Below are 25,469 nucleotides of genomic sequence, written 5' to 3'. Positions count from 1 at the left end.
GGTGAGATTAATGAGGGAGCTAAAAGATCGTGATGTGAACTTTGAAAGTGATCATCCGGTAGAAGATGTAATGGGTGATGAAATTCAAGTAGATGATGTTTATTACAAGTTTGGAAACGACATAGTTCTTGAGACAAACTTGAAGATCTACCTGATTCAAAATCAGCAAGTCGAATGTTACCAGGCACAAAAATAGACCCGTGGGCCAACACGAGTCCAAAAAGCTAAAGAAGATCAATTGCAAATATTGTAACAGAAAAGTGTGAAGGAGGAAATAGATGCCTTACTTTGACACGAAGAACGGTATTGTTTATGCACCAGAAAATCCAGAATTATATGGTTTGTATTTATTACTCAAAAAGCATTATGAAGTCCTGGGTAACAGTAAGTTCTATGATGACTTAATCCAAACTTATGAGTCATTAGACCAAAGTTATAAGGAGAAAAAATGAGTGAGTCTCGCACCGATAAGCTATTCAGATACTTTGAACTTCTAAGCAAAGCTTATTACACAGATGATCCTTTAAATGTTAAGCCCAGCATCGAAAAAGTCATGCTCCTAATTGAAATGGAGATCAATAAAAATTATGAATCGGAGGAATCGAAATGAATCAGTTACAGCAAAATGAATTGGTTGATGAACAATATATTGAAGAGGTGGAAAGCAGTCCACAGAGATTTGAAATCACAGATATTGATTCTCTGAATTGGGCCTTCCGTAAAATGTCTGCCTTAAAAGCCAAAGAAAAAGAAATTCAAAGATTAGCAGATTCAGAGCGCGACAGAATTTCATCTTGGGAACATAAGGAAACAGCTCCAATTAAGAGTAGCCTGGAGCACTTTGAAACTCTGATTGCACAATACCATGCTAAGCAGCTGCAGGAAGATCCAAAGGCCAAAACAATCAGTACTCCTTATGGTAAGTCCAAGACTAGAAAATCTAAGGAAACTCCAGAGAAACAAAATGAAGATCAGTTGTTGCAGCATGTTATGGAATCTGAGCTCTTCGAATATGTGAAGCAATCACTTAAATGGGGTGACTTCAAAAAGAATCTTAAGATCGTTGAGATTGCCGGGGATAAAGTTGTTGTGGATGATACCGGTCAGATTGTCCCTGGTGTATATGTAAAACCTGAATCCGTTTCTTACAGCGTTGAGGTTGAGTAGGTGATCGTCGCCTGCCCATACTGCGGCAACAATGCAAAGTTTATAACCAGCAAGGAATTTTACGGTAAGGATTACGGGACAAACTTATACAGCTGCCGGCCATGCGATGCCTATGTTGGTACTCATGGGAGATCTAAAACTCCCTTAGGGACATTGGCAAATAGAAGCCTAAGAGAAATGCGAAAAAGAACGCATGCTTCCTTCGATCCACTTTGGAAATCTCGGAGAATGAGCCGTTCGGAAGCTTATCAATGGATAAGTGAAGTAATGCAGTTGCCACCGGAAAAGGCTCATATCGGAATGTTTAATGAGAAACAGTGCTTTGAATTACTAAAACACATCAGAAACTTATCATTAGTTCATTTTTAGAAAGGAGTGCAGCAATGATTCAAGTTACAAATGCCAAGGAGATAAAGACAGAAGTTGCCACCTATCTCATTTACGCTCCGCCGGGTATGGGGAAGACATCAACTGTAAAATACTTCCCAGGAAAGACATTAGTCCTTGATGTGGATAGAACTACCCGGGTCCTGAAAGGCCAAGAGAATATCGACATTGCTTATGTTGATAACACAAATACTTGGGAAGTCTGGGAAAAAATCATTATGGACCTTAACAAGAACTACAAAGGAAAATACGACAATATTGTCGTTGATAATATCAGTGAGCTGGAACGATGCTTGCTCTCAGATCTCGGCAGTAAAGGGAAAAATAAAGGCGTCCCATCACAAGGGGATTATCAATACATGCAATTTCGAGTGGTTAACAGCTTGAGATTCATGAAAGGCTTAGGTGCCAATCTCATCTGGACAGCTTGGGAAACCGATGATCTTTACACGGACAGCAGCGGGCAACAATATAACCGGAGTTACCCGCAAATTAATAAGAAAATCATGAACAATGTTTTAGGGTTATGTGATGTTGTTGGCAGGCTCATGGTCAAATCCGAAGGTGAACGAGGGTTTGTTCTCAGCGCTTCAAATAGCACATATGCGAAGAATCAAATCGATGATCGAAGAGGTTGCCTGCAAAGTGAATTATTAAATGCTACAGAAAATAAGGAGGAAAATTAATGTTTAAAGTAGATCACAGTCAAGGAGATTCATTTGAAATCGTTAAGCCAGGTGAGTACGAAGTTACCGTTGTAAATTACGAATTGAAGAAAGCAGAATCCGGTAACAATCGTGTAGTTGTGGATTATGAAATCAGATCTGATTATGACCAACCATCCCAGGGACAAAAAATCTTATTCGATAACTTCACAGTTACAGATAATGCTATGTGGAGATTCCAGCAAGCATCAAAGGCAGCGCAGTTCCCGGATGGAAAACAGTTTTCTTCTTTCAAAGAATGGGCAGAAAATTTCCTGAATAAGCATCTACGGGTAGTTGTGGGAGAGCGTGAGTATAACGGTAAAAAATACCCTGAGGTAAAAGGATTTAAGGTCTCAGAAATCACTGCGCCGTCCACTGGAGTAACCATAAATGATGATGACATTCCATTCTAAAAAATACTTAATAGATTCAATGAATAGGAGGGAGCTATAAAGGCTCCCTTTCTAAAAAGGGAGTAATTAAATGACGCACCAATTTCACAACATACCAACTGAATTAAAAAACACTCCTCATTGGATCCTGTGGCGGTCTGAAAGACGTGATGGCAAACCTACAAAGGTGCCATACCAAATAAATGGGGAGATGGCCCGGTCGAATGATAAGCGCAGCTGGTCGACATTCCCTACCATCATTAAGTTTTTTGAAAAAGGCGGGTATGACGGAATAGGCTTTATGTTCTCAAAGGATGACCCATTTATCGGAATAGATGTTGACCATTGCGTTAATGAAGGTGCTCTTACTGAATTGGCTGAGGACGTTATAGAAATAGTTCAAAGCTATACGGAATATTCCCCAAGTGGTGAAGGAATACACATCATCACCAAAGGTAAGCTTCCTCTCAAAGGGCCTGGAACCGGGCGGAAGAATCCATCAATTGGACTTGAAGTTTATAGGCATGGGAGATACTTCACCTTTACCGGGAATAGCCTGGGCGCTGGGAAGATTGAGGAGAGGACAGAGGAGCTTAGGGAATTATTTGATAAGCACCTTAAGGAAAAACCTAAACCAGAGTCAAAACCTAAATCAAACCCAGTTAGTGATCGTGAAGATATTAGCAGCCTTTCAAACTCTCAACTTTGGGAAAGAATGTTCAACAGCAAAAACGGAGGTAACATAAAAGACTTGTTCCAGGGTGTATTGATAAACAATGATCACTCTGCAACTGACATGGCACTTTGTAATCACTTGGCATTCTGGACAGATAAGGATGCTGCCAAAATGGATTCGATGTTCCGGGAGTCCTCACTGTTAAGAGAGAAGTGGGACCGACCGCATTCATCTGATGGAAGAACATATGGAGAAATGACAATCGACACAGCCATTGTCTCAACACCATCAACCATTGCCGACTATGAACCTCCAGAAGAAAAAAAGTATGAGATATACATTTCTGATGGTGATTCCGAAATTGAAGATACTGAGGAAATCATTGATAAGGCACCAAGCTTTCACCTTACTGAGTTAGGGAACGCCGAGAGGATTGTTTACTACCATGGTGAAGATCTTAAATATTGTAACGAACTCGAGTGGCTGATCTGGAACGGTAAGCAATGGCAAGAAGACAGCAAACGTAAAATTGAAGCTTTAGCTGCTAAAACATTACGCGGCCTTTATGCAGAGGCAAAAGCTGAAGAAGATAAATATAGATCCAAATTGTTGAACGATTGGGCCAAGAAATGCGAGAAACGGGCAATACGGATTAACAGCATACTGGATGCCCGGCCTATGGTGTCTGTGAGAAAAAAAGACTTCGATGCACATAGTTTTCTTTTTAACTGTGATAACGGAATTATTGACTTGCAAACTGGAGAGCTTCAGCAACATGATCGTGAACTTTTACTCACAAAGATTTCTCCAATTGAATATAAGAAAAATTCCAAATGTCCGAACTGGATTGCTTTCTTGGAAAGTATATTTTTAACTCCAGCAGGCAAGCCGGATAAAGAATTAATCACATATCTCCAGAAAGCTATCGGGTATTCACTGACAGGGGTAACAAAGGAGCAAATAATGTTCTTCCTCTTCGGAAATGGCCGGAATGGTAAATCAACTTTCATTAATGTAATTCAGGACTTAATGGGAGATTACGCAAAGCAAACCAACAGTGACACTTTTCTTAAGAAGAAAAATGACTCTGGGATAAACAATGATGTGGCCAGATTGGACGGGGCACGTTTTGTATCAGCTGTAGAGAGTGAGGAAGGGCAGCAGTTGTCTGAAGCGCTTGTCAAACAGATAACCGGTGGAGAAAAAATGTCGGCCCGTTTCCTTAGACAAGAATACTTTGAGTTTACACCTGAATTTAAGGTTTTCTTTACAACAAACCATAAGCCAATTGTAAAAGGTGGCGACAATGGGATTTGGCGAAGAATCAAACTGATTCCATTTACAGTTACCATTCCAGAAGAAAAGATTGACGCGGATCTTCCGGAGAAATTAAAAAAAGAAATGCCAGGTATTCTTCGCTGGGCTGTTGAGGGGTGCTTGATGTGGCAGGGTGAGGGAATGAGGGATCCTCAAGCTGTTAAGGAAGCAACCGATAGTTACCGTCAAGATATGGATATTCTCGGACCATTCATTGATGAGAATTGCACTCTTCATCCAGAAGCAAAAATTGAAGCCAAGACACTTTATGAAAATTACACAAAATGGTGTTACCAGAACAGTGAATTGGAATTAAAAAACCGAGTGTTTTATCGACAGCTGGAAGTGAGAGGGTTCAAAAAGGAAAACGGTGCTAAAAACAGAGTGTACTTCCATGGCATTACATTGAACCAATATGGAACTAACTTATTCTCCAAGGGTGAAGAAGAGGAGAAAGTAACACCGATTTCAAGGAAAAAGCTATAAGGGTTAATGAAGGGTTAACGGGAGTGAAGTGTTATTAACCCACTTTAACCATTGATATGAAAGGGTTTATAGAGGGTGGGTTAATGAGGGTTAATGGTTTTCTATAACCATTCCCACGAAAAATAAATAAATAAATAAAAAAATAATATATATATAAGGCTCTAATACCAAAATAGATAACCCTCGTTAACCCATTAACCCATTTAGGGGGATAAACCTTGATATATCAACGTTTTGAAGGGTTAACGAGAAAATTTCGCCATTAACCCCATTAACCCAAAATTGTAGAGGTGGTTAAATGCATCCTAAACAAATGTGTTCAGATGTTGAGTCAATGGGAGCCAAACTTGTTCTGGATGGTGAGGATCTATTCATTGAGCAACCAGAGAAAGTACCTCCAGAAGTGATTGGCTTAATTAAAGAATATAAGAACAGGATAATCAAATATCTAAAAGGCTCCTACTCAGATAAAGAGCATTCAGTTAGACAGACCATTGATAAAATCATTGATTTTTACCATAAAGGCTGTCCGGTAGATTCCAAGATTAATAAGTGGCTGCAGCAGGATATAAAAGCACTTGAATTACTTCTTATTCTTTGGAGGGAACTTTATGATAACGGCTGGTCCTACAGTGTTCATATTTGTAACTTTGAAAATGAAAAAACCGTTGAATTATCAAAACAGATATATGACCGGGCAATGCATTTCTTTAAGAAAGGAGCTGTGATGGAGTGAAAGAGATTAAGTATCAAGTTTGGATAGGACACACGATGTTACAAGTTACGAAAATGAGCTTCATGAAAGACACTTTCGGAAATTATGTTGATCATGGCAGAGGGTATTTCTTGAACGGAGAAAACAAAGGCGTGCATACCGGCTTCAAAATGTCAGAAGTGAAATTTCGGGAGTACACGGGATTAAAGGATAAAAACGGCAAGGAAATTTATGAAGGGGATATTGTTATAAGTCACTTTAAGGATGTAAATGGATGGAGCTACAGGCAATTCACCATTAGATGGAGTGATAACCCTTATTCTTATGGTGGTCGATGCTTAGGATTTGATTTAAGCGGAACAAACTTTGAAGTTGTCGGTAATATCTACGAAAATCCAGAACTATTGGAGCAATAAAATGAACAGCCTAAATTATAGATTCACAGATAAAGAGCTTAAAACTCTCCTGGATAGTTTGATAATAACTGTGGATACCAGGGAGCAGAAAAACCAACATGTGCTTGACTACTTCCGGAAGAAAGAAGTTCAGTATCGCATCAGAACGATGAAGACAGGAGATTATTCCGCCTTGATCCCGGCTAATCCCGAATTAGGACTTAACCGTGATATATTCCTTAACTCTCTTGTCGAGAGAAAAAACGGGGTAGACGAGCTGGTTGAATCGATTAAGGACCGGACTAGATTTGAAAATGAATTAATCAGAGCGTCCAGATCCCCATTCGTTCTGATTGTGGAAGACCTGGAGGGTTACCAGAAAATCTTAAAAGGTGAATACCGAAGTAGATACAAGCCTGAATCATTACTCGGCAGCTTGAAAACATTTGAAGCACGGTATAATTTTTCAACTGTTTTTATATCAGCAAATACAACAGGAAACTACATATATCATCATTTGCTGTATGCGGCCAGAGAGTGTCTGAAAGGAGGGTTAATATGATTAGCAAAATCCCCTTTGGACAGTTAAGAAAAGGTGTCGAAGCCAAAAAGGATTTTTATAAAAGTGAGCTGCTAAAGATGGGCTACTTCAAAACACCAGATGGATCACAATTATATGAATTGAATTTAACTGAGTCAGAACAGGTTTATGAAAACGAAAAAGCTAGGAGGAACCAAAATGTCAAAAGTACAACTTAACCAAAAAGAGCAACATTATGCAGATACTCGCGAAGAAGCAGAAGAAATCATTTCAGCTGCTAAAGAAAACGACAATCTACAAATGCATAAAATCACTGAGAAATATAACAAGTACGGTCAATATTTCTTAATCGATTTAACTTATGCTTATCAAACTCCAAAAGAAGTAATGGAAAGCCGTCCGAAAGATGACAACGTACCGGAAGGACAAATGAGCATAGACGATCATAATGGCATTGAGTATTCTGTGGACGGCCAGGGCAATGTCGAGGTATCGGATGGGCAGCAAAGTAATGATGAAGACGATGAAAAGGAAGTTCACTAATAGATTGAGAGGGCAGTGTTGCGACACTGCTTTCTCCTTAAATAGGGGTGGAAATGATGGATGAAAAGATAAAAGCTTACCAGGAACATTCAAGCACCTTTGCCCAATTACAACTTCAGAGAGCTCAAAAGGAACGAGATATGCTGAAGCTCAAATATGAAAAAGCTGATTTTGCTCGTTTTGGATGGAAGCTGGCCTCGGTGGCCCTGGCAGCCTTTATCGTTGGTCAGTGGCTAGGGTGAAAGTGGAGCTGAACCTTCTGGAACTAATCAGGGATTGTATCTATTCGGTTCCGGAGGCTCTTGAAAAATATGAGAGGTTGTTCGGTAGGACTTTCAAGAGCTTAATAAAGGAGGGAAATAAATGAAAATTATATATGAGTTAGGTGACAAGGTGAAGTTCTCTAAACACTTGATAAAAAATGAAGGTCCGAACTTAGAAAAGTTATTAGAAGATGATGAAATTGTGGATTATCAACACCATAAATATAAAGCTATTGAGCATAACGAAATGACAGGAATGATTGTCGGTAAAAGATTAATCGGTAAGACTAGTTATTTATCGTACGAAGAGAACACTTATACAAGCGAGTTTAATTGGGTTTGTACAGACACAATTTATCAGACTGTCTACTTGGTCGCAACAAACATGGCTGGTCTAAATCGCGTAAGAGAAGAAGATATAAAGTTTATAGGCAATTAATTCTAGATAGGAGTTGATAGTAATGGCAACTTACAACTCTGTGAAACTAACAAATATAGAAGCTCATTGTTAAATAAGAAGGGGGATACATACATATCCCCTTTAGATTACAGTTCTTTCACAAGTTCAAGCACAAGTTTGTCGATATCTTCACCTGATGGATGATGTTGGCTCGCTGGACCGAAAACTCTTTTACCTGTTAATGCATCTTCAACAAAGATTACTCTATGCGCACCAACATTGCTAGTACACACTAGAATATCTCTAGAGTTTACCTGAACAACAGCGAAAGAAACTTTACCATTAGTTAACCAATTCGAAATTGACATAATACGTCCTCCTTTCTAATTACTAACAGGAATGTAAGCTGTTTACCATAAGGTTGTCAATGCATTTTTTGAAATTTTTTAAAGAATTACAATTGCTGAGGTGAGAATTTGATACATCAATTAGATTTATTTAGAGAAATAATCGTAGACAATTTTGCTGGCGGTGGCGGGGCCAGTACAGGTATTGAAATGGCAACCGGATTATCGGTGGACATAGCAATTAATCATGACCCAGCTGCTATAGCAATGCACAAAGCTAACCATCCTGATACTGAGCATTATTGCGAATCAGTGTGGGACGTTGATCCAGTGAAGGCTGTCAAAGGAAGAAAAGTTGGTCTTGCCTGGTTTTCCCCGGACTGTAAACATTTCTCCAAGGCAAAGGGCGGGAAGCCGGTTGAGAAGAAAATCAGAGGACTGGCTTGGATAGCCGTTAAGTGGGCAATCGCGGTCCGGCCGAGGGTAATCATGCTGGAGAATGTGGAAGAGTTTAAAACTTGGGGCCCATTGAATGATGGAGGTTATCCTGATGAAACTCAGAAGGGGAAAACGTTTAAATCCTTTGTTAAAGCACTGACATCGCTTGGGTACCAGGTAGAGTTCAAAGAGATGAGCGCATGTGATTATGGGGCTCCTACGACAAGAAAAAGGTTTTTCATGGTTGCTCGCTGTGATGAAAAGCCTATTGTCTGGCCAGACCCATCGCATGGTGATCCAACTAGTATTCAAGTACAGGCAGGAAAGATTAAGCCCTGGAGAACTGCTGCTGAAATAATTGATTGGAGCATAGAAGCACCTTCAATATTCGCCAGAAAGAAACCGTTAGCTGAAAATACCTTACTCCGGATAAGTAGAGGTATCCAGAAGTTTGTTATTGAAGCTGAGAATCCATATGTAGTTGATGATAAAGCTCATTTTATCCAGCACTACTATACTCACCAGGGAAAAGAGACTAGGGGAAGCAGCCTGTATGAACCAATTGCAACTATTCCTACAGCGAATCGTTTTGGACTGGTTACAGCCTTCCTCGCTAAGCACTATGGAGGAAATTACACTGGAGCAGGAATTAGTTTAGAAAATCCTTTGCATACCATTACAGCTGTAGATCATCATGCCCTAGTGACAGCATTCCTTACCAAATACTATGGACAAGGTGTAGGACAGGGGTTAAATGAACCTATTCACACCATACCTACCAAAGATCGGTTTGGTCTTGTAACAGCCTTTATGATGAAATATTACGGAACAAATATTGGGCACAGATTAAGTGAACCCTTGCATACCATTACTGCCGGCGGCAATAAATTCGCTTTAATAACTGTGAACGGCGAAAATTATCAAATTACGGACATAGGCATGAGGATGCTCCAACCTAGGGAGCTTTATAACGGAAATGGTTTTCCGGGGACATATATTATTGATCGGGATTATAAAGGGGATCCTTATCCAAAGACAGCGCAGGTCGCTAGATGTGGAAACTCAGTTCCTCCTCCATTTGCTTATGCACTAACGAGAGCCAACTTACCCGAATACTGTTACGGTAAATCTAGATATAATATATCTGTTGCAAATTAAAAAGCCAGGATTTGTCCTGGCAGGAGTTAATTAAATAAATAATCTTTGTAAATCCAAATAAAACATCCCATAAATCCATAAAGCAAAGCCACCAAGGATAATTGGACCGACAAGGAAGTTAATTACTTTCTTAGAAATACCCAATCTTTCTAATATTACTAAGGGAACAACTGCAATGATTGTAACAAAAATAACTAAAGAGAATAAGGCCCAAGCAATTCCGTCAAGCGATGAAGTATCAATATTGTCAAACATATTTTCACATCCAAATAAAAAAGACCAGGAGTTATCCCGGTGGTAAAACTTCTCGACAAGAATATTTTACCATGGGAGGGGTCTAGATGGGGAAACAATTATTCATGCTTCCTGAAATAGACAGAGATAAAACAAAGGAAGCTGTTGAGTCGGCCTTGGAGAAATACCGTTTTTATTTGTTAACCGTTCCAGAAGATAAATTGCCAAAAGTCACTGCTACGTATTCACTCGTTCCTCCTTCATTTTCAAATGAGTTTCATTCATCAACAGAGCAGGCTGTGATGGATCGTATAGAATTAGAAATCGCCAAGAGTAAGCACATCGAATGGGTCCTAAGGGGAGTCAACAGGCTGAGCAAGATGGAGAGGGAAATCATCTATAAGCGATACCTGGAGGATGAAGAGATCTTCGATTATGAAATATATAATGAAATTGGAATGAGTGAAAGAAGGTATTACCGGCTGAAGGCAAGGGTGTTTTATAAGCTGGCTTTCATTTTAAGAATTGAGGTTTATAAGAGTGAAAGACTCCCTTGAGAAGAGGGGGTCTATTTTTAGGATTCGTAGGTAATTTATTACATTTATTGAATCATTGAACAATTTATGATACATTTAGACAAGTTGTGCTAAAGGAAAAGGTGATCAAAAAATGAGATCTATAAAAATTGTGCTGTTTTTTATAGGAATAATTCTAATGAGGTATGTAGGTGGTGTGCCTACAGATTCTCATAATTTTTTTATTACCCATTTTGTTTTTTTTACACCTTTTTTGTTAGATTATTATAAGCTATTATCAGTTGAAAATAAGTTAATAAAATTTTTTGTTATTCTTGGTTTTGCGGCAGGGATTGGAATACTATTGTTGAATATTATAGGTATATTCCAAATTGTTGAAATAACTGGAGATGTGCATTCATATACTCTAACGATATCAAACGAATATTATATGGGGTTTGATAACTTAATGTCTATGCCGTTTTTCCTTAATTTAAGTGGGGTAGTATATGGGTATATCTTCTTTGGTTATATTGTTTTTGAGGATTTGATTAATGTGTCACCAAAAATTTCAGAGGCGAAAGGTAGGAGAGAGGCTCATGCTAATACTGGATGATATTCTAATGGTATTTGGTTTCTTTTTCGCTTTCTTTATATTATTTACCTTTTTAAGAATGTATATTCAAGCTAAACACTTTTTTACTTCAGTTGTACTAACTTTCTTTTTCTTCGATATATTTTTTAGGATGCCGTTTACTTTCGTAAATCAAGTATATGATCAGAGGCACGAAATATTGAAAAATGCTTCTAAAAATAAAAAGGCAGAAAAGGTTTTTAATTCCAAAATTCGACTCTTCATATTATTTTATAAACAAGGACTGTTTTCTTATTCAAGGGTTCTTGGTGTTATGATGAAAAGATATAAGATGAGACCATTTAAATGTAGAATTTCTGTAAATATTGCTAATAAGAGACAGTCAATCGAAAAAGGATATATAAAGGATATCTCTAAAGAGTTATATGTCTAATTAAAAAACACCACCAACTTATTGGTGGTGTTTTTTTATGTTTCATAAAAAAGGATATAAGACTCCCGGATAGAATATCTTATAAGTTGGCTTTTTATAATGTAGGTCGAGGTTTATAATGGGCTGGGCATCCATATTAGATTATTGGGGCCTTTAGACACAAGGAGAGGATTATTTGACTCGAGGGTTAACTCATATTGTAGTAGCATACATAGGTCTAGCGATAGTTTTTATTGGTATCTTTTATTCGGATTTACAAGTTCCAGGTATTTTTATTTCCTGTGCAACTTTGTCGGCTTTATTTTTTACAATTGTAGATTTTTTTTCCCTTTTCGATAATAAAATGAATTTGGAAATTGAGAAGAAGGATAGTTTCTCGGATAGGATAACTAAGAAAATGATTAATAAGCTTATTGAGAAAAGAAGAGATGTCATTCAGATTTGTTTGCTGTTTGCCATTTTTTCAATCATTTTTATTCCCTACATTCCTAATATAAATAGTTTCTTAACTGAGGATAGTAACAATAAGATAACTTTAGTATCTTTAGGTTTAGTTATTTTTATTATTAGTTTTAGGCAAATAAAAACAGAAGCAGAATATGAAAAAGAGTTAAAGAGAAATATTGAAGAGTTAACAAGTATAACTGCTGAATATAAAGAATGGTCCAAAAGCGGAATGGCTGCCTTGGAAGAATCTCAAGATAAAAATGAAAAGCTCCTTGAACATATTAAGGAGTTAAACAAGAAGCTTGAAAAATATCAAAGTAGATAACATGGCAGACAATAGGCAGAAAAATGGCAGTATTACGGCAGAGCATTTCTCTTTAGAGGTGCTATTATGGTATTAACGAAATATATCAAAGAGGCGTCTATCTAACCGATAGGCGCTTTTTGTATGCAATCATATTCGGATGGTTCATAAAATTGAATCTGAGCCAATCTGAGAAGAATGTGAAGGTGAATGTGATGAAGTTTGCTGATCATTTGTCACGAAAGGAAATACAGAAATTCAATCAGCTTAGAAGAAAGAAACATAATGCAAAGCCAATCAAAGTCCAAGAGCAGCTGTCCAGGAGAGAATGGGAGGAAGTTATGGGAACAAATAGGGACACTTACAAAAGGCACAATGGTGCTATTAGGAGGAGATGAATGCAATGAATGTTGAAACAAGAAAAACTGCACAAGGAACTGAATACTGGGATTCAAAAGAGAAGCGTGTAAGGTTTGTACCTGCAGGTAAGGAGCCTGACTTTGAGGTGGCTGAGAATCCTAAATCAATGGTTAAAGAAGAGAAGCAAGATACTGAAACAGACATTGATTTAGATAAAATGGATGCTGACCAGCTGCTTGCCTTTGCGGAACAGAATGATATTGAGGTTCCAGGCAATATGAAGAAGGCGGAGACTATCCGTAATCATATTGAGGAATCGCTTACTGCAGCTGAAGAGTAATGAGATATTGTGGTGAACAAGGCTGCAAGACGTTAATATCTTCTGGCCGGTATTGTCCGAATCATAAGCGTAAGAAGAAGGAGAAGGCTGTGTATTCTAAGAACAAATCCTTTTATAACACTCAAGCATGGAAAGACTTGAAGGCATACTGTTATGAAAGAGACAAAGGTTGTTGTCAACGATGCGGCAAGTTTGTGTTTGGTAAGAGAGCACACCACCATCATAAGGTACCGATCAGTGTCAATCCATCATTGAAGTTATCGAAGAGGAATGTGATCACTCTTTGTCCAAGGTGCCACATGATTGTGGAGAATGAGGGCAAGACGAAAAAGAATACCGGCTTCGACTGGAAGCTATAGCCCCCCTACCCAAAAGGGCTTTTTCACATTTTAGGGAGGATAGGGAGAGAGGGTGCTTCCGCGCACCTCAGAAAAAATTTTTGAAAAAAATCGAGTACTGCAAAAGGGGAGGTGAATAGGTTGCCGAGGAAGAGAGACCCGAATCGCGACAAGGCATTTTTAATTTTTCAGGAGCACAAAGGAGATATTACAAACCGTGCCATTGCTGAAGAATTAGATGTTTTGGAAAAAACAATTTCCGCGTGGAAGAGCCGGGATAAATGGTTGGTGAAATTGGGTGGGGACGTTTGTAGTACTACAAAAAAGAAACGTAGTACTACAAAAAAAGAATCGGGTGGCAAAAACGTCCGAGAAATAAAAAAGCAGCAGGTTGTGGAAGCCCTGGTTGAAGCCGGGACCTATTCACCTGCTCTTGATTTACTTATTGAAATCTACTTGGATGCTTATGAAGAATACGCCAAGGACAGGAGCGAAAAGCTTCGAAAGGAATTGGCCAAGTATCTTGGGCAGCTGGGGCTTGATGGTAAGAATAAGGATCTAATTAAGAAGAGCGGTGTTCTCCTCGAAAAAAGTAAAGAAGAACCACCGGAAGAAAAGCCAGCTGCTGAAACCAATAAGCTACTCCAGTTTAGGCAGAGGATGAGCAAATGATTGACTTTGAAACTAACTATGCCGACATATTTATTTCTGAGGTCGAGGCGGCTCCTGAAAAATATCCGGACTCCATTCATCTGGCGGTAAAGCGGTATAAGCGCTGGAAGAAACGGAAGGATTTTTGGTTCGATGTAGAAAAGGCTAACGCAATGCTGTATTTCACTGAGACTTTCCTGAAACATGCAAAAGGAAAGTGGGCGGGACAGCCTTTAATTCTGGAATCATGGCAGCGTTTCTTCTTTGCAAATATCTATGGATGGCAAAAATATAATGAACATCAGAAGGCAGTTCGGGTAATCCGGACGGCTTATTTGCAGGTTCCCAAGAAAAATGGAAAGACCATCATGGGTGGGAGCCCGGTCATTTATGGTGTGTATGGCGAGGGTGTGAAAGGAGCCGACATCTACATCTCGGCCAACACCTTCGAACAATGCCAGAATGCGGCCGTCCCCATTGCACTTACTATTGAAAACAGTCCGGACCTGCGGCCAGATACGCGTATCTACAAGGGTAAAGAGGACACAATCAAGTCCATCAAGTACACCTTTGTGGAAGATGGAATGAAATTCGCGAACATGATTAAAATCCTCACAAAGGATAATGCGGGTAATGAAGGTAAAAACCCATACATCAACTACTTTGATGAGGTTCATGCCCAAATGGATCGTGAGCAGTTTGACAACTTGCGTTCAGCACAGATTGCCCAGGAGGAACCACTCAACATCGTCACCTCCACAGCCGGAAAGCAAACGGGATCCTTGGGCACTCAAATCTATACCTATGCCAAAGATGTTGTTGAAAACGATAATGATGACTCTTGGTTCGGTATGATTTATGAACCGAATAAAAAGTTTGACTGGGAAGACCGGAAAGTATGGCAGATGGTAAATCCAAACATTGGTGTTTCAGTAAATATGGAATTCTTGGAGAATGCCTTTAAAGAAGCACAGAACAACAGCTTCAACAAAGCTGAGTTCCTTTCCAAACACTTGGATGTATTCGTCAATTATGCTGAGACCTATTTCGATAAAGCGCAGTTGGAGAAGATGTTGGTTGATGATCTAGGTGAGGTGCTTGGTGAAACTGCAGTTATAGGTGTGGATTTATCCAGACGGACGGACCTTGCTTGTGTGAGTGTGGACATCCCTACCTTTGATGATAATGGCCATCCACTTTTAAAAGTCTTGCAGAAGTATTTCATTCCCGAGTTCGGTATCGAAGAAAAAGAGCAGCAGAGAAATGTTCCTTATCGGGAGCTTGCGGAAAAGGGTTATGTCACTCTTTGTCCTGGTAAGACGGTGGACGAGGATATGGTCAATGAATATGTGGAATGGGTATTTGAAAACTTCAATCTGGTCCAAATCAATTATGACCCGGCCCTTGCTGAGAAGCTTGTAGAGAAGTGGGAGATGCTTGGTGTCCAAGTGGTGGAGGTTCCCCAGTACCCGACACATATGAATGAGCCATTTGATGATTTTGAGGTGTTGCTGCTACAGGAAAGGACCTTTAATGGGGTTGAAACACCTGCAGTTATCACTGATAATCCATTGCTCATTTTCTGCGCCAGTAATGCCAAGGTAATCACCAATATTAATAACCTGAAGACTCCCTCGAAGCGTAAATCACCTGAGCACATTGATGGATTTGTGGCCATGTTGATTGGTCACAAGGAAACGTTGAACATGATGGAAGAAAGCTCAGAGGGAATGGATGAATTGATAGCAGATATATATAGATGAGGAGAAAAATATTTTGATGAAAAAAGCTTGAGAACTATAACCGGATTAATGAATTACTTTTGCCGTAAAGTTAACAGTTGTTGTTAACTGGAAGAATATCTATTTTTTTCATTCTTTATATCAGATTGGGTTATAATGCTAATTATAAGGAGTGAAGATTATGGATTTAAATATTTTGATTACTACCATAGTTACATCCACTGCTGCATTAGTAGCTATTATTGGAGGATTTTTGGTGAGTAGAATCATATCTTTATCAAGTGAGCAAAATGCTGCTGAAAAAAGGTTACAGGAGATAGAAGAGGAACACAAAACTCTCAAATCTCAACAACAACTTATGAACTTAACTGGGCAAGGGGATCAAATTATTCGGACTGAGCTTCAAAGCCTTGAAGAACAGAAGTTAAAACAAAAATCGAAAATTGAAAGTAACTCAAAACCCGCGGGTATATGGAGTGGATTGGTTGTACTCTTTTATGCATGTTTAGTAGGTATTTGTTGGCCAAGTATGCTATTACCTTATCCACTTGATACTTTTAATGATGGGTTAACAAAAAATGTTCTCCTGATTCTCTTTTACAGTGAGTTATTTGTTATTTTCCTCTATCTTGTTATTAATATACGTAAATTAACCAGGAATTTATAGCAATCAATAAAACACCTCAAAAGGTGTTTTAATTTTAGTATTTATGAAATTAAATAGTCTTAAAAAACGGAAGTTGATTACAAACTAAAGTTACTCAAATAGGAGTAGCTTTTTATTATGCCTTAAAAGGTGGTGAGAAATTGGGATTAAGAGATATGTTCTCCAACTATGTATATAGACAAATGGAAAAGCGGGGCTTGAATGAAGACATTCATTCACACTCCATTAGGTTTGGCGGCAGGTATGCTGATGATGGAAACATCCTTGAATCAAGTGACGTGTATGAGCTGCTGCAGGATATCAGTAACCAGATGATGCTGGCCGAGTGTGTTGTGGAAGACAGGGACGGAAATGAAATCAGAAATGATCCAGCCTTGAAAGTCTTAAAGAATCCGAATAACTACCTAACCGGTTCTGAGTTCATCAAGCTCATGACGAATACTTATATGATTCAGGGGCAAGTCTTTCCGTTATTGAATAAAGACCAGTTGCATATCGCGACCAACATTCATACTGAGCTTGATGAACAGTTGGTTGAACATTTTAAAACGGGTGTAGGTGGAACAAGGATTCCTTCCTCTATGATTCGTCACATTAAAAACATGGGGACAAACCATCTAAAAGGTGTTGGCTTATTGGAGTTAGGTAGAAACACACTGGAGGGTGTTATGAGCGCCGAAAAGGTTCTGACTGATAAATACACCAAAGGTGGCTTTCTGGCTTTCCTGCTTAAGCTGGACGCCCATATCAATCCACAGAATGGTGCTCAATCAAAATTGATAAACGCTATTCTTGATCAGCTCGAATCAATCGATGAGTCTCGGACTGTTAAACTGATTCCTCTTGGGAAAGGTTACTCAATCGATACAATGAAAAGTCCTATCGAAGATGAGAAGCTGCTTGCCTATTTGAACATCTATAAAAAGGACCTGGGGAAGTTCTTAGGTATCAATGTGGACACATACACAGCCTTGATTAAGTCTGATTTAGAAAAGGCCATGATGTATCTCCACAATAAAGCAACTAAACCAATGATGAAAAACTTCGGAGAGCATTTGACTCTTCTTTTTTTTGGCCCTGATTCGGACAAGCGGATTAAGTTCAAAATTAATATTCTTGATTTTGTTCCATATAGCACCAAAACGAATATTGGTTACAACATTGTTCGAACTGGTATTACATCCCCGGATAATGTGGCCGAAATGCTTGGCTTCGAGAAACAGAATACACCGGAGACACAGGCGATCTATTTATCTAATGACTTAACGAAAATCGGTGATAAGAAGGCAACTGATGACAGCTTGAAAGGGGGTGATGACAATGACAAAGAAGAAGGAGGTTAGGACACTTGACATCACCAATATTAAAACTCGCAACTCAGAAAACGAGCCTTTAAAGGTGAGTGGTTATGCTGCAGTTTTTAATTCTCGTACATCTATTGGTAATTTCTTCGATGAAATAATTAGTCCTGGAGCTTTCTCGAAATCAATTTCTAATGGCGATGTCCGGGCGCTTTATAACCATAACTGGGATAAAGTTCTTGGCAGGACCAAAAGCGGCACTCTCCGATTAAGTGAAGACGAACGCGGACTGAAATTTGAAGTGGATTTGCCCGATACAACTGCAGGCAGGGACCTTGAAATCAGTATGGATCGTGGGGATATTGACCAGTGCAGCTTTGGATTTTATGTAACAGACGAATCATGGAATTACAATGAAGAACCTGCAGTAAGAACTATAAATGAAGTTGAATTGTATGAAATTACGATACTGGCTCTGCCGGCTTATGAAGATACTGAAGCCCATCTAGTCAGAAGTAGAGAAATAGATAAAACCGTTGAAACAAGGATTAAGCTAATCCAACAAATAAATAAAACATTGGGGGAAACAAAATGAATAGAAAACTATTATTGTCTTTGCAAAAACGTAATAAGTCACGTCTTACAGAGCTGCGTACTAAACTTGAAAAAGGTGAAGTTCGTGAGGAAGAGGTAGAAGCGGTACAAACAGAAGTGGATGAACTGACAGCTGAAGCGCAAGAGATTGCGGATGAGTTGGCTAACCTTGAGGATGATGGTGAAGGCGATGCAGGGGCTGCTGGCAGCGACGGTGATTCTAAAGACGATGACAATGGTGATGAGTCAGGTGAAGGTAACGCTGATGGAGAATCGGGGAAAGACACTGGCGACGAAGGTGAAAGTCGTTCAAAAGGTATCTCAACTGAACACCGTGATAATATCATGAGCCAGATTGGGAAAGGTCTTTCCACTCGCGGCCATAAGTCAACAAAGAAAAAGGAAAAAGAAATTCGATCTGCTTTTGCAAACTTTGTTGTTGGTAATATTACTGAGGCTGAAGCACGTTCACTGGGTGTAGATATTAATAATGGCTCTGTTACAGTGCCAATTACAGTTTCAAGAGAAGTAATCACATATGCTCAAGAAGAAAACTTACTAAGGAAATATGGCTCTTATGTTGCAACAGATGCAGATGTAAAATATCCAGTGCTAGTAAAAAAAGCTGATGCTAATGTTAACAAAACAGAACGGACTGATAACGAGATCCCAGAAACTGATATTGAATTTGATTCAATTGATTTGGATCCAGCGGAATTCGATGCCCTTGCAACAATTACGAAAAAGTTACTAAAACGTACTGGTGTAAATATTGAAAATATCGTTATTGAAGAGTTGAAAAAAGCATATGTACGTAAAGAAACTAACTACATGTTCAATGGTGATGATGCGGGGAATGAGAATCCAGGTGCACTCGCTAAGAAGTCTCGTCCTTTCTATGAAACAGTTCCAGTGGTTGTTGGAGAGGAGAAATGGTCACAAGTATTACAAGACCAATTGGCAATTATGATTGGTGAGCCGGTTACAGAAGTAATTAAAAAAGGTCGTTGGATTGTAAACCGAGCTGCATACAACATTTTAAACCGAATGACAGATGTAAATGGACGGAAGTTACTAACAAAAACCAATGGTATTTATGAATATGAAGGCTTCCCTTTAGATTTCACAGATGCTGCCAATAAATCTACAACTGATACTGTGACACCAGTGTTCTATTTTGGTGATTTTAAAGCATTCCATATCCAAGAAGTTAAAGGTGGTATGGAATTGCAAAAACTAGTTGAAAAATACGCTGGCACAAACAAAGTAGGTTTTAAGATTTATTATCTTATAGATGGTCAGTTAATCTACTCTCCATTTGAGCCAGCAGTTTACCGTTATGAAGTGGGAGCCACTGATTCTGCAGGAGCATAAGGAGTGATACCTCATGACTGAGGAAGAATATATTCCTAAAGTGAAAAGCCATATTGGCTGGGAGGAGGGCATGGATGATACCATGCTCCCTTTTTATATTAAGCAAGGAAAAAACTATGTTTTAAAAGCTACCGGCAAAGAGGTGGAATACCTGGTCATTATGTGTTCAGGAATTTTCTATGACTACCGGGTTGCGGAAAAAGAACTTTCGGAAGCACTTGATGCAATTACTCCTTTCATCGTACAAGAAGTGTACTCTGACTTAGAGGAGCCTGCCCAAGATACTTCAACCTCTGAAGCAATTCAGGAGGTGTACTGATGCCTAAAAGAGCAACAAACAATAGGAAATGGAATGGAGAGCTCCTAAAGCTGGGAGAGACCATTGATCCAGAAACAGATCGTCCAGTGATGGGATATCCGAAAGTTCGAGATATCAAATACAAAAATCTCGGAGTGACTTCCACAGACAAGATTTTTGCCGAGAGGGACACGAATGAGGTTATTAAGAAAATCGAGGTTCGGATTGACCGAGAAATCGAAGATAACCAAAAGGACTACCGCATCGGAATCCGCGGCAGAAAGTATGACATTGAACGCATCTATACACGGGAAGCTGATGGGGTTATGGAGATGAGTTTATCTTATGCAGATTAACTTTCAGCAATTAAGAAGCATCATGAAAGAGTCAGGGTTGCCGGTATATAGGGATGAAGCTATCACAGGGGCATCCTATCCGTACATTGTTTATGAGTTCGTAAATGAGGGATATAAGAGGTCATCCTCAAGAGTGTTCAAGTCGATGCCTTTATATCAAATCGCTGTCATCACTGATGGAACTGAAGCGGATTATGAGCCTTTGAAAGAGGTTTTGGACTCCCATGGTGTTGCCTTCGGTCAGTTTGAAGGGTTTCCCTATGATGAAAATGATTCCACAGTGACACAGTTTATAACCATGATTAGGTGTGTGAATTAATGGCTGCAAACAACAATGGTTTCGCAGAAGCATTGAAAGAAATAAACACACTTTTGAAAGTGAATAAGAGAGTTGAAAAAGATGTCCTGAAAGATGCAGCTGAGTACTTTGCGAAAAAGTTAAAGCCACGTATCCCAGTCTCAGACTATAAAGGAAATCACCTTAGAGATGCGCTGAAGGTAGTAGTGAAAAATGATATGGTCAGTGTGGAATTTGAGGACTGGGCTTTTTATTGGCACCTGGTTGAACATGGCCATAAGAAAGCGAATGGTCGCGGGAAGATTAAAGGCCGGCACTTTGTCCAGAATACGTGGGACGGTGAGGGCGATAAAATAGCTGAGATTATGAGAACGGAAATATTAGATAGAATGAAAGGGTGATAATTTTGGTGAAAGCAAAAGAAATGTTATATCCGGTTGGTGTGGAGAACTTGTTCATCGCATTTATGACTGGTGGAAAAGATACTGCAGATGAGATTCCTGAATATGATCCTGAGATTTATAGCCTGCCGACTATTGAAACCATTGGTATAGCCGGAAACCCAACAACTGCAACAAAGTGGGCTTCAAATAAGATTTTTGTCAATGTAACAAAGAATAGTACATTCACATTAACATTAGATCATACGGCCCTGCCTATCGAGGTGCAGGATAAAATGAAAGGATTAACTGCTCAGAAGGGAATTGTATTCGAAAACGGAAAACCTATGGAATACCCATACTTTGCTGTTGGATTTATTGCGCCTTTAAGTGGTGGAGAAAAAATTGCTCGTTGGTACCCGCGAGTTCAGATTACTCCTCCTGAAGAGAGCTATACATCTGACAATGAGGAAACGACAATACCGACACAGCAGTTGGTCATGACAGCAAGTCCACTATTATTCAATGAGAATACAAAAGTGGATTTCAACTCTGCTCGCGAAAGTGCCACTGGGATAACTGCAGAGGATTTCATGAAACAAGTAGTCTTAGATGAATCTCAACTGGAAACATTGTTCCCGGAAGATACAGGAGCGTGATCTAATTGGCTAAATTAAGTGATTTGGTAAACGTTGATATAAATCGGAATGCAATTACTATTCAAGGTAAAAGTATTCCGGTCGTTTTTACTTTCAGGTCATTCCCTTATGTGGAAGAAGCGTATGGGGAGGAATATGAAGTATTTGAACAGGAAATCAATGAAATGTTAATTAACAATGGTGGCCGTATTTCTCTTGGGAAAAAAGAAACTAAACTTATGCATTGTTTGATTTATGCGATGGTCAGAGCCGGAGGAACCGAATGCACTATGCAAGAAATTGAAGGTTCTATTCCTTTGAGTGACCTACCTGGAATATTCCAAGTAGCCCTGGATCTATTCAGCAACCAAAACTTCCAGAAGTCCGATATGGATATGCTTAAAACTGAAAAAAAAAATTAGTTGGCCAGAAAATGAGTAAGTCCCAGTCTGCAGGGTTAGATTGGGACTTTTATTTTTATGTAGGCAACACGCTTCTTGGTTTAAGCATGGATGACTTTTTCAATATAACCCCAAATCACTTGCTGAAACAATACATTATGCACCTCCGATATCATAATCCAGATGCCCTTGTGGAAGAACATTCCACAGAAGTTTATACCCTAGATCAGACACCGTTTATATAAACGAGGTGAGAAGATGGCTAATAAGGAAAAGAATGTTGTTCTGAATTTCAAGATGGATGGTCAGGTCCAGTACGCAGAAACGTTAAAAGAAATTAACGCAGTGATGAATACAGCTGCTAAAGAATATAAGAACCACATTTCTGCAATGGATAAAGATGCTAAGGCAACCGATAAGTTGGCTGCCGAAAAGAAGAAGCTTGAGATTCAGATGGAAGCAGCGCAAAAAAGAACCGGCATGTTACGGGCCCAATATGAGGAAATGTCTAAAAGCTCGAAGACAACGACCGGGCAGCTCACCCAAATGTATGGGAAGCTCCTTGATGCTGAAAAAGCTGAAAAGGCATTGGAGAAGTCAATGGAGCGGGTGAATGAGGGTCTATCTGAGCAGGCACAGGAGACCCGGGAAGCAGAAGGAGCTCTTAAAGAACTGAAGCAAGAGAGCGGGCGAATGGAAGCTGAGAACAAAAAGTTGGTAAGCTCATTCAAACTTCAAACTGAAGAGCTCAGTGATAACGCAACAGAGGCTGAAAAAGTTGAATTGGCACATAAGCAATTAAAGTCTCAGTTGAACTTGAGTGAGCGGGCCGTCCGAAACATGGAACAGCAGCTTCGGCAGACAAAGAAAATATACGGAGAAAACTCAACGGAAGTCTTTAAGATGGAGTCCAGGTTAGATGAGGCAAGAACCACAATGACCAAATTTAAAAGGTCTCTTAAAGAGGTTGAAGAAGGCAGTGAAAAAGCCAGAAAGTCCATTAAGGAATTAGGCGGTGGAATGCAAGCGTTAGCTGGTGCCGCCCCTGCTGCAGCCATTGGAGGACTTGTCACAGGGATGCAGGAATACAATGAAGTTCTGGCTAGGCTTAAAACCAATGCCTCTACGTCTGGTAGGGATTTAAAGGTTGTCGAAGATGCGTTCACTCGTATAACTGCCATTACTGGAGAACCAGATTCAGCTGGGGAAACACTTGCGAACTTGTTAGCAAGTGGATTTGACGATAGTCAATTGGCAACAGTTATTGATGAAATAAATGGTGCATATATTCGGTTCAGTGACACACTTAAAACTGAAGGTATTGCTGATGGCATACAGGAAACTTTGGCAGCTGGTGAGGCTGTTGGCCCATTTGCAGAGCTTTTAGAACGAAGTGGGGTTGATCTTGAAAGTTTCAACGGTACTTTAGCGTCCATGATTTCCATTGGTGAGGGATCAAATTACATTTTGAAAACTTTATCCAAGGAGGGTTTTAGTGAGGTTTATAACAAGTATCAAGAACTGAATCCAGAAGTACAGAGGAACGCTGAAGCAAATGCCGAGTTACAAAGGAACCTGGCTGACTTGGGCGTCATATTGACTCCGTTGGTTTCTCAAGTGGCTGAATTTACAACCAAAATTATCGAATGGGCTAATGAGAATCCGGAACTTACTGCGGGAATTGCTACCGGTGCTGCAGCGATTGGTGGATTGATAGCTGTATTAATGATAGCTGCCCCTATCGTCACCTCAATGACTACATTGGCTGGATTTCTTGGTGTGGGTATCGGCGCGATCGCGGTACCAGTTGCCCTGGTAATTGCAGGTATTGCCGGGTTAATTGCTATCGGTGTCTTGCTATATAAAAACTGGGACGATATCAAGAGGGCTGCCGGCATATTAAAAACTTATGTCGTAAATAAGATTGCTGAATTAACAGCAAGTGGAGTCAGGAAATTCAATGAGTTGCGAGACAAAGCTGGCCAGGCAATGGACAGAGCGAAAGAAAAGGTAGTTTCCCCCATCGAAGACGCGAGAGATAGAGTTGAGAGAATTGTCAAAAGTATTATTGGATTTTTCTCAAACATGAAGCTAAGCATTCCTAAAATCAAGTTGCCGAGACTCCCTCAACCTAAGATTACGGGTAGTTTTAGTTTAACCCCTCCAAGTGTTCCAACAATCAAATGGAATGCGAAAGGCGCAATCTTTACTCGTCCAACAATCTTTGGACAGTATGGCGGACAACTGCAGGGCGGTGGAGAAGCGGGACCTGAGGCAGCAATACCTCTCAATGAAGAAACGCTTGGTGCAATAGGGAAAGGCATCTTGGAAGCAAGCGGAGGAGCTGGGGGTACTGTGGAAGTCCATGTGTATCTGGATACAGAGGAATTGAACACAAAAATGGCACCAGGCATGAGCCGAAAGCTAAACCAGAATAACAAGATAAAAGCCAGATCACAAGGAGTGGTGATGGCATGATAACAATGGATGATCAATATCGGTTTGAGGACTTTGGTTTCTATTGTGAACCCGGCAATGAGGACCCCGCCACTCCCGATTATGAGAATAAAACTTTATTCATACCAGGGAAAATTGGCGAGTGGGATTTTGGGGCAGAGGTTAAAGGAAGACCTTTCTCTTTCCCTCTAAAAATTATGGATCGCTTTTACACGAATATGCAGCGGAATCTTAATGATTTCGTTGCTTTTTTGTTGGACCCATATGGAAAACCAAGGCTGATAAAGATTGAATTTGACTATGATCCAGGTAAGTATTGTATGGCAAAGCTTAATGGTCCAGTTGTTCCACAACGAGTTGATGGTGAGTGGGTTGTTAATTTGAATTTTAAAGCTAATGACCCATTAAAATACTCAAATACTGAAAACCATGAAGTTCATTGGGATAGCACCACAGTTACTTTCGATGATGTTTATTCTATCAATACAGTATTTGTGGATGATATTCACATAACATTTCCCCAATCTGTAGAAACAACAGTTACGGGTTATGCGTTGATTCCGACTATTTTGGTGTCTGGATCAGGAGATAACGTTATCTTAAGTGCAAACGGAAAATCCTTAACGCTAGGAAACTTTTCAAACGCTACTTTAGAAATTAGAGGTAAAGATTTCACTATTTTAAAAGATGGTGAAGAAGAATTTATTGTCGGGGAATTTCTTTATCTCCAGCCAGGGCTTAATCAGATAACGGTTTCGGGTAGCAACCTCAATTTCAATTTATCCATAAGAGTTCAAGATCAATATGTTTAAAG

General features: G+C 39.5%; 37 protein-coding genes and 1 pseudogene. 36 read left to right on the top strand and 2 right to left on the bottom strand.

The features are described 5' to 3' along the window. The first annotated feature begins 10 nt into the window (after positions 1-10). The 15 genes from FZC78_RS19315 (at position 11) to FZC78_RS19255 (ending at position 8,028) form a co-directional block, all read left to right on the top strand. The gene (locus tag FZC78_RS19315) at positions 11-196 is read left to right on the top strand and encodes a YqaI family protein (protein ID WP_148941716.1); all 186 of its coding nucleotides are present in this window, start codon (positions 11-13) and stop codon (positions 194-196) included. Between the two features lie 82 nt (positions 197-278). After that, positions 279-452: a hypothetical protein gene (locus FZC78_RS23870; protein WP_187445016.1), complete on the top strand. Its 174-nt coding sequence runs from the start codon at positions 279-281 to the stop codon at positions 450-452. Continuing rightward, positions 449-610, top strand: a complete 162-nt coding sequence (locus FZC78_RS23865; protein ID WP_187445015.1) for a hypothetical protein — start codon at positions 449-451, stop codon at positions 608-610. Before FZC78_RS23870 ends, FZC78_RS23865 begins: the two co-directional genes overlap by 4 nt. Next, positions 607-1,167 (top strand): host-nuclease inhibitor Gam family protein, encoded by a 561-nt coding sequence (locus FZC78_RS19310; RefSeq protein WP_148941715.1) that lies wholly within the window; start codon positions 607-609, stop codon positions 1,165-1,167. The genes FZC78_RS23865 and FZC78_RS19310 overlap by 4 nt, the downstream gene beginning before the upstream one ends. Beyond that, on the top strand, positions 1,168-1,536 hold the full coding sequence (locus tag FZC78_RS19305) for a zinc-finger-containing protein (protein WP_252183688.1): 369 nt from the start codon (positions 1,168-1,170) through the stop codon (positions 1,534-1,536). Between the two features lie 14 nt (positions 1,537-1,550). Further along, positions 1,551-2,240, top strand: a complete 690-nt coding sequence (locus FZC78_RS19300; RefSeq protein ID WP_215727413.1) for an AAA family ATPase — start codon at positions 1,551-1,553, stop codon at positions 2,238-2,240. Then, positions 2,240-2,674, top strand: coding sequence for a DUF669 domain-containing protein (locus FZC78_RS19295; RefSeq protein ID WP_148941714.1), 435 nt, complete (start codon positions 2,240-2,242; stop codon positions 2,672-2,674). The genes FZC78_RS19300 and FZC78_RS19295 overlap by 1 nt, the downstream gene beginning before the upstream one ends. 70 nt (positions 2,675-2,744) lie before the next feature. Further along, on the top strand, positions 2,745-5,132 hold the full coding sequence (locus tag FZC78_RS19290) for a phage/plasmid primase, P4 family (RefSeq protein WP_148941713.1): 2,388 nt from the start codon (positions 2,745-2,747) through the stop codon (positions 5,130-5,132). A 298-nt stretch (positions 5,133-5,430) separates the two neighbouring features. Further along, the gene (locus tag FZC78_RS19285; protein ID WP_148941712.1) at positions 5,431-5,868 is read left to right on the top strand and encodes a hypothetical protein; all 438 of its coding nucleotides are present in this window, start codon (positions 5,431-5,433) and stop codon (positions 5,866-5,868) included. After that, positions 5,865-6,263, top strand: coding sequence for a YopX family protein (locus FZC78_RS19280; protein WP_148941711.1), 399 nt, complete (start codon positions 5,865-5,867; stop codon positions 6,261-6,263). The genes FZC78_RS19285 and FZC78_RS19280 overlap by 4 nt, the downstream gene beginning before the upstream one ends. A gap of 1 nt (position 6,264) precedes the next feature. After that, positions 6,265-6,804 (top strand): ERCC4 domain-containing protein, encoded by a 540-nt coding sequence (locus tag FZC78_RS19275; RefSeq protein ID WP_148941710.1) that lies wholly within the window; start codon positions 6,265-6,267, stop codon positions 6,802-6,804. Further along, positions 6,801-7,001 carry a Fur-regulated basic protein FbpA gene (locus FZC78_RS19270; RefSeq protein ID WP_148941709.1) on the top strand — a complete coding sequence of 67 codons (201 nt, stop codon included), beginning with the start codon at positions 6,801-6,803 and terminating at the stop codon, positions 6,999-7,001. Before FZC78_RS19275 ends, FZC78_RS19270 begins: the two co-directional genes overlap by 4 nt. Further along, positions 6,982-7,326, top strand: a complete 345-nt coding sequence (locus FZC78_RS19265) for an organic solvent tolerance protein OstA (RefSeq protein WP_148941708.1) — start codon at positions 6,982-6,984, stop codon at positions 7,324-7,326. Before FZC78_RS19270 ends, FZC78_RS19265 begins: the two co-directional genes overlap by 20 nt. A gap of 53 nt (positions 7,327-7,379) precedes the next feature. Then, positions 7,380-7,568, top strand: a complete 189-nt coding sequence (locus tag FZC78_RS19260; RefSeq protein WP_148941707.1) for a hypothetical protein — start codon at positions 7,380-7,382, stop codon at positions 7,566-7,568. Between the two features lie 121 nt (positions 7,569-7,689). Next, positions 7,690-8,028 carry a hypothetical protein gene (locus tag FZC78_RS19255; protein ID WP_148941706.1) on the top strand — a complete coding sequence of 113 codons (339 nt, stop codon included), beginning with the start codon at positions 7,690-7,692 and terminating at the stop codon, positions 8,026-8,028. A 107-nt stretch (positions 8,029-8,135) separates the two neighbouring features. Here the strand turns inward: FZC78_RS19255 and FZC78_RS19250 are convergent, their stop codons facing one another. Beyond that, positions 8,136-8,357, bottom strand: coding sequence for a hypothetical protein (locus FZC78_RS19250; protein WP_148941705.1), 222 nt, complete (start codon positions 8,355-8,357; stop codon positions 8,136-8,138). Positions 8,358-8,465: 108 nt separating this feature from the next. Between FZC78_RS19250 and FZC78_RS19245 the strand changes: the two genes are divergently transcribed. Further along, the gene (locus FZC78_RS19245; protein ID WP_148941704.1) at positions 8,466-9,932 is read left to right on the top strand and encodes a DNA cytosine methyltransferase; all 1,467 of its coding nucleotides are present in this window, start codon (positions 8,466-8,468) and stop codon (positions 9,930-9,932) included. A 30-nt stretch (positions 9,933-9,962) separates the two neighbouring features. Here FZC78_RS19245 and FZC78_RS19240 read toward each other — a convergent pair whose 3' ends face one another. Then, on the bottom strand, positions 9,963-10,187 hold the full coding sequence (locus tag FZC78_RS19240) for a hypothetical protein (protein ID WP_148941703.1): 225 nt from the start codon (positions 10,185-10,187) through the stop codon (positions 9,963-9,965). A gap of 86 nt (positions 10,188-10,273) precedes the next feature. Between FZC78_RS19240 and FZC78_RS19235 the strand changes: the two genes are divergently transcribed. The 20 genes and pseudogenes from FZC78_RS19235 to FZC78_RS19130 all read left to right on the top strand — a co-directional run bounded on the left by FZC78_RS19235 (position 10,274) and on the right by FZC78_RS19130 (position 25,467). Further along, entirely contained in the window at positions 10,274-10,723 is a 450-nt protein-coding gene (locus FZC78_RS19235) for an ArpU family phage packaging/lysis transcriptional regulator (RefSeq protein WP_148941702.1), read from the top strand. A 112-nt stretch (positions 10,724-10,835) separates the two neighbouring features. Then, the gene (locus tag FZC78_RS19230) at positions 10,836-11,297 is read left to right on the top strand and encodes a hypothetical protein (RefSeq protein ID WP_148941701.1); all 462 of its coding nucleotides are present in this window, start codon (positions 10,836-10,838) and stop codon (positions 11,295-11,297) included. Between the two features lie 587 nt (positions 11,298-11,884). After that, complete coding sequence (locus FZC78_RS19225; RefSeq protein WP_148941700.1) at positions 11,885-12,481, top strand: hypothetical protein; 597 nt, start codon at positions 11,885-11,887, stop codon at positions 12,479-12,481. A 382-nt stretch (positions 12,482-12,863) separates the two neighbouring features. Continuing rightward, a complete protein-coding gene (locus FZC78_RS19215) occupies positions 12,864-13,160 on the top strand; it encodes a hypothetical protein (RefSeq protein WP_148941698.1) in 297 nt (98 codons plus the stop codon). Then, positions 13,160-13,519, top strand: a complete 360-nt coding sequence (locus tag FZC78_RS19210) for an HNH endonuclease (RefSeq protein WP_148941697.1) — start codon at positions 13,160-13,162, stop codon at positions 13,517-13,519. Before FZC78_RS19215 ends, FZC78_RS19210 begins: the two co-directional genes overlap by 1 nt. Before the next feature lie 111 nt (positions 13,520-13,630). Further along, positions 13,631-13,780 (top strand): annotated as a pseudogene (locus FZC78_RS19205) (phage terminase small subunit-related protein); the annotation flags it as partial. A gap of 93 nt (positions 13,781-13,873) precedes the next feature. Then, positions 13,874-14,170: a hypothetical protein gene (locus FZC78_RS24915; protein WP_148941736.1), complete on the top strand. Its 297-nt coding sequence runs from the start codon at positions 13,874-13,876 to the stop codon at positions 14,168-14,170. Next, the gene (locus FZC78_RS19195; RefSeq protein ID WP_148941696.1) at positions 14,167-15,912 is read left to right on the top strand and encodes a terminase large subunit; all 1,746 of its coding nucleotides are present in this window, start codon (positions 14,167-14,169) and stop codon (positions 15,910-15,912) included. Before FZC78_RS24915 ends, FZC78_RS19195 begins: the two co-directional genes overlap by 4 nt. 160 nt (positions 15,913-16,072) lie before the next feature. Then, entirely contained in the window at positions 16,073-16,558 is a 486-nt protein-coding gene (locus FZC78_RS19190) for a hypothetical protein (RefSeq protein WP_148941695.1), read from the top strand. A 140-nt stretch (positions 16,559-16,698) separates the two neighbouring features. Further along, on the top strand, positions 16,699-17,901 hold the full coding sequence (locus FZC78_RS19185) for a phage portal protein (RefSeq protein ID WP_148941694.1): 1,203 nt from the start codon (positions 16,699-16,701) through the stop codon (positions 17,899-17,901). Beyond that, the gene (locus FZC78_RS19180; protein ID WP_215727412.1) at positions 17,879-18,454 is read left to right on the top strand and encodes an HK97 family phage prohead protease; all 576 of its coding nucleotides are present in this window, start codon (positions 17,879-17,881) and stop codon (positions 18,452-18,454) included. The genes FZC78_RS19185 and FZC78_RS19180 overlap by 23 nt, the downstream gene beginning before the upstream one ends. Then, positions 18,451-19,827 carry a phage major capsid protein gene (locus FZC78_RS19175; protein WP_148941692.1) on the top strand — a complete coding sequence of 459 codons (1,377 nt, stop codon included), beginning with the start codon at positions 18,451-18,453 and terminating at the stop codon, positions 19,825-19,827. The genes FZC78_RS19180 and FZC78_RS19175 overlap by 4 nt, the downstream gene beginning before the upstream one ends. Before the next feature lie 13 nt (positions 19,828-19,840). After that, positions 19,841-20,146 carry a phage gp6-like head-tail connector protein gene (locus tag FZC78_RS19170; RefSeq protein WP_148941691.1) on the top strand — a complete coding sequence of 102 codons (306 nt, stop codon included), beginning with the start codon at positions 19,841-19,843 and terminating at the stop codon, positions 20,144-20,146. Further along, entirely contained in the window at positions 20,146-20,481 is a 336-nt protein-coding gene (locus FZC78_RS19165) for a head-tail adaptor protein (protein WP_148941690.1), read from the top strand. Before FZC78_RS19170 ends, FZC78_RS19165 begins: the two co-directional genes overlap by 1 nt. Continuing rightward, positions 20,471-20,800: a hypothetical protein gene (locus tag FZC78_RS19160; RefSeq protein WP_148941689.1), complete on the top strand. Its 330-nt coding sequence runs from the start codon at positions 20,471-20,473 to the stop codon at positions 20,798-20,800. The genes FZC78_RS19165 and FZC78_RS19160 overlap by 11 nt, the downstream gene beginning before the upstream one ends. Continuing rightward, positions 20,800-21,180, top strand: coding sequence for an HK97-gp10 family putative phage morphogenesis protein (locus FZC78_RS19155; RefSeq protein ID WP_148941688.1), 381 nt, complete (start codon positions 20,800-20,802; stop codon positions 21,178-21,180). The genes FZC78_RS19160 and FZC78_RS19155 overlap by 1 nt, the downstream gene beginning before the upstream one ends. Before the next feature lie 8 nt (positions 21,181-21,188). After that, positions 21,189-21,818 carry a major tail protein gene (locus tag FZC78_RS19150; protein ID WP_252183687.1) on the top strand — a complete coding sequence of 210 codons (630 nt, stop codon included), beginning with the start codon at positions 21,189-21,191 and terminating at the stop codon, positions 21,816-21,818. Between the two features lie 5 nt (positions 21,819-21,823). After that, the gene (locus tag FZC78_RS19145; protein ID WP_148941687.1) at positions 21,824-22,219 is read left to right on the top strand and encodes a hypothetical protein; all 396 of its coding nucleotides are present in this window, start codon (positions 21,824-21,826) and stop codon (positions 22,217-22,219) included. A 237-nt stretch (positions 22,220-22,456) separates the two neighbouring features. Further along, on the top strand, positions 22,457-24,676 hold the full coding sequence (locus FZC78_RS24910) for a hypothetical protein (protein WP_148941685.1): 2,220 nt from the start codon (positions 22,457-22,459) through the stop codon (positions 24,674-24,676). Continuing rightward, positions 24,673-25,467: a phage tail domain-containing protein gene (locus FZC78_RS19130; protein WP_148941684.1), complete on the top strand. Its 795-nt coding sequence runs from the start codon at positions 24,673-24,675 to the stop codon at positions 25,465-25,467. The genes FZC78_RS24910 and FZC78_RS19130 overlap by 4 nt, the downstream gene beginning before the upstream one ends. The last annotated feature ends 2 nt before the right edge of the window (positions 25,468-25,469 follow it).

Origin of the sequence: Rossellomorea vietnamensis, from assembly GCF_008180415.1 — a bacterium.
Lineage (GTDB): Bacteria > Bacillota > Bacilli > Bacillales > Bacillaceae_B > Rossellomorea > Rossellomorea vietnamensis_C.
The sequence above is the reverse complement of the archived record's forward strand: the minus strand, read 5'-3'. Positions and strand labels throughout refer to the sequence as shown.

Excerpts from the sequence above, each read along its gene's own strand:
- FZC78_RS19310 (WP_148941715.1), top strand. The coding sequence starts at position 607 with ATGAATCAGTTACAGCAAAATGAATTGGTTGATGAACAATATATTGAA.
- FZC78_RS19175 (WP_148941692.1), top strand. The coding sequence starts at position 18,451 with ATGAATAGAAAACTATTATTGTCTTTGCAAAAACGTAATAAGTCACGT.
- FZC78_RS19250 (WP_148941705.1), bottom strand. The coding sequence starts at position 8,357 with ATGTCAATTTCGAATTGGTTAACTAATGGTAAAGTTTCTTTCGCTGTT.
- FZC78_RS19300 (WP_215727413.1), top strand. The coding sequence starts at position 1,551 with ATGATTCAAGTTACAAATGCCAAGGAGATAAAGACAGAAGTTGCCACC.
- FZC78_RS19260 (WP_148941707.1), top strand. The coding sequence starts at position 7,380 with ATGATGGATGAAAAGATAAAAGCTTACCAGGAACATTCAAGCACCTTT.
- FZC78_RS19190 (WP_148941695.1), top strand. The coding sequence starts at position 16,073 with ATGGATTTAAATATTTTGATTACTACCATAGTTACATCCACTGCTGCA.
- FZC78_RS19215 (WP_148941698.1), top strand. The coding sequence starts at position 12,864 with ATGAATGTTGAAACAAGAAAAACTGCACAAGGAACTGAATACTGGGAT.
- FZC78_RS23870 (WP_187445016.1), top strand. The coding sequence starts at position 279 with ATGCCTTACTTTGACACGAAGAACGGTATTGTTTATGCACCAGAAAAT.
- FZC78_RS19240 (WP_148941703.1), bottom strand. The coding sequence starts at position 10,187 with ATGTTTGACAATATTGATACTTCATCGCTTGACGGAATTGCTTGGGCC.
- FZC78_RS19235 (WP_148941702.1), top strand. The coding sequence starts at position 10,274 with ATGGGGAAACAATTATTCATGCTTCCTGAAATAGACAGAGATAAAACA.
- FZC78_RS19195 (WP_148941696.1), top strand. The coding sequence starts at position 14,167 with ATGATTGACTTTGAAACTAACTATGCCGACATATTTATTTCTGAGGTC.
- FZC78_RS19155 (WP_148941688.1), top strand. The coding sequence starts at position 20,800 with ATGGCTGCAAACAACAATGGTTTCGCAGAAGCATTGAAAGAAATAAAC.
- FZC78_RS19275 (WP_148941710.1), top strand. The coding sequence starts at position 6,265 with ATGAACAGCCTAAATTATAGATTCACAGATAAAGAGCTTAAAACTCTC.
- FZC78_RS19295 (WP_148941714.1), top strand. The coding sequence starts at position 2,240 with ATGTTTAAAGTAGATCACAGTCAAGGAGATTCATTTGAAATCGTTAAG.
- FZC78_RS19270 (WP_148941709.1), top strand. The coding sequence starts at position 6,801 with ATGATTAGCAAAATCCCCTTTGGACAGTTAAGAAAAGGTGTCGAAGCC.
- FZC78_RS19315 (WP_148941716.1), top strand. The coding sequence starts at position 11 with ATGAGGGAGCTAAAAGATCGTGATGTGAACTTTGAAAGTGATCATCCG.
- FZC78_RS19265 (WP_148941708.1), top strand. The coding sequence starts at position 6,982 with ATGTCAAAAGTACAACTTAACCAAAAAGAGCAACATTATGCAGATACT.
- FZC78_RS23865 (WP_187445015.1), top strand. The coding sequence starts at position 449 with ATGAGTGAGTCTCGCACCGATAAGCTATTCAGATACTTTGAACTTCTA.
- FZC78_RS19285 (WP_148941712.1), top strand. The coding sequence starts at position 5,431 with ATGCATCCTAAACAAATGTGTTCAGATGTTGAGTCAATGGGAGCCAAA.
- FZC78_RS19160 (WP_148941689.1), top strand. The coding sequence starts at position 20,471 with ATGCAGATTAACTTTCAGCAATTAAGAAGCATCATGAAAGAGTCAGGG.
- FZC78_RS19165 (WP_148941690.1), top strand. The coding sequence starts at position 20,146 with ATGCCTAAAAGAGCAACAAACAATAGGAAATGGAATGGAGAGCTCCTA.
- FZC78_RS19210 (WP_148941697.1), top strand. The coding sequence starts at position 13,160 with ATGAGATATTGTGGTGAACAAGGCTGCAAGACGTTAATATCTTCTGGC.
- FZC78_RS19130 (WP_148941684.1), top strand. The coding sequence starts at position 24,673 with ATGATAACAATGGATGATCAATATCGGTTTGAGGACTTTGGTTTCTAT.
- FZC78_RS19230 (WP_148941701.1), top strand. The coding sequence starts at position 10,836 with ATGAGATCTATAAAAATTGTGCTGTTTTTTATAGGAATAATTCTAATG.
- FZC78_RS19255 (WP_148941706.1), top strand. The coding sequence starts at position 7,690 with ATGAAAATTATATATGAGTTAGGTGACAAGGTGAAGTTCTCTAAACAC.
- FZC78_RS19290 (WP_148941713.1), top strand. The coding sequence starts at position 2,745 with ATGACGCACCAATTTCACAACATACCAACTGAATTAAAAAACACTCCT.
- FZC78_RS24910 (WP_148941685.1), top strand. The coding sequence starts at position 22,457 with ATGGCTAATAAGGAAAAGAATGTTGTTCTGAATTTCAAGATGGATGGT.
- FZC78_RS19180 (WP_215727412.1), top strand. The coding sequence starts at position 17,879 with ATGACAAAGAAGAAGGAGGTTAGGACACTTGACATCACCAATATTAAA.
- FZC78_RS19170 (WP_148941691.1), top strand. The coding sequence starts at position 19,841 with ATGACTGAGGAAGAATATATTCCTAAAGTGAAAAGCCATATTGGCTGG.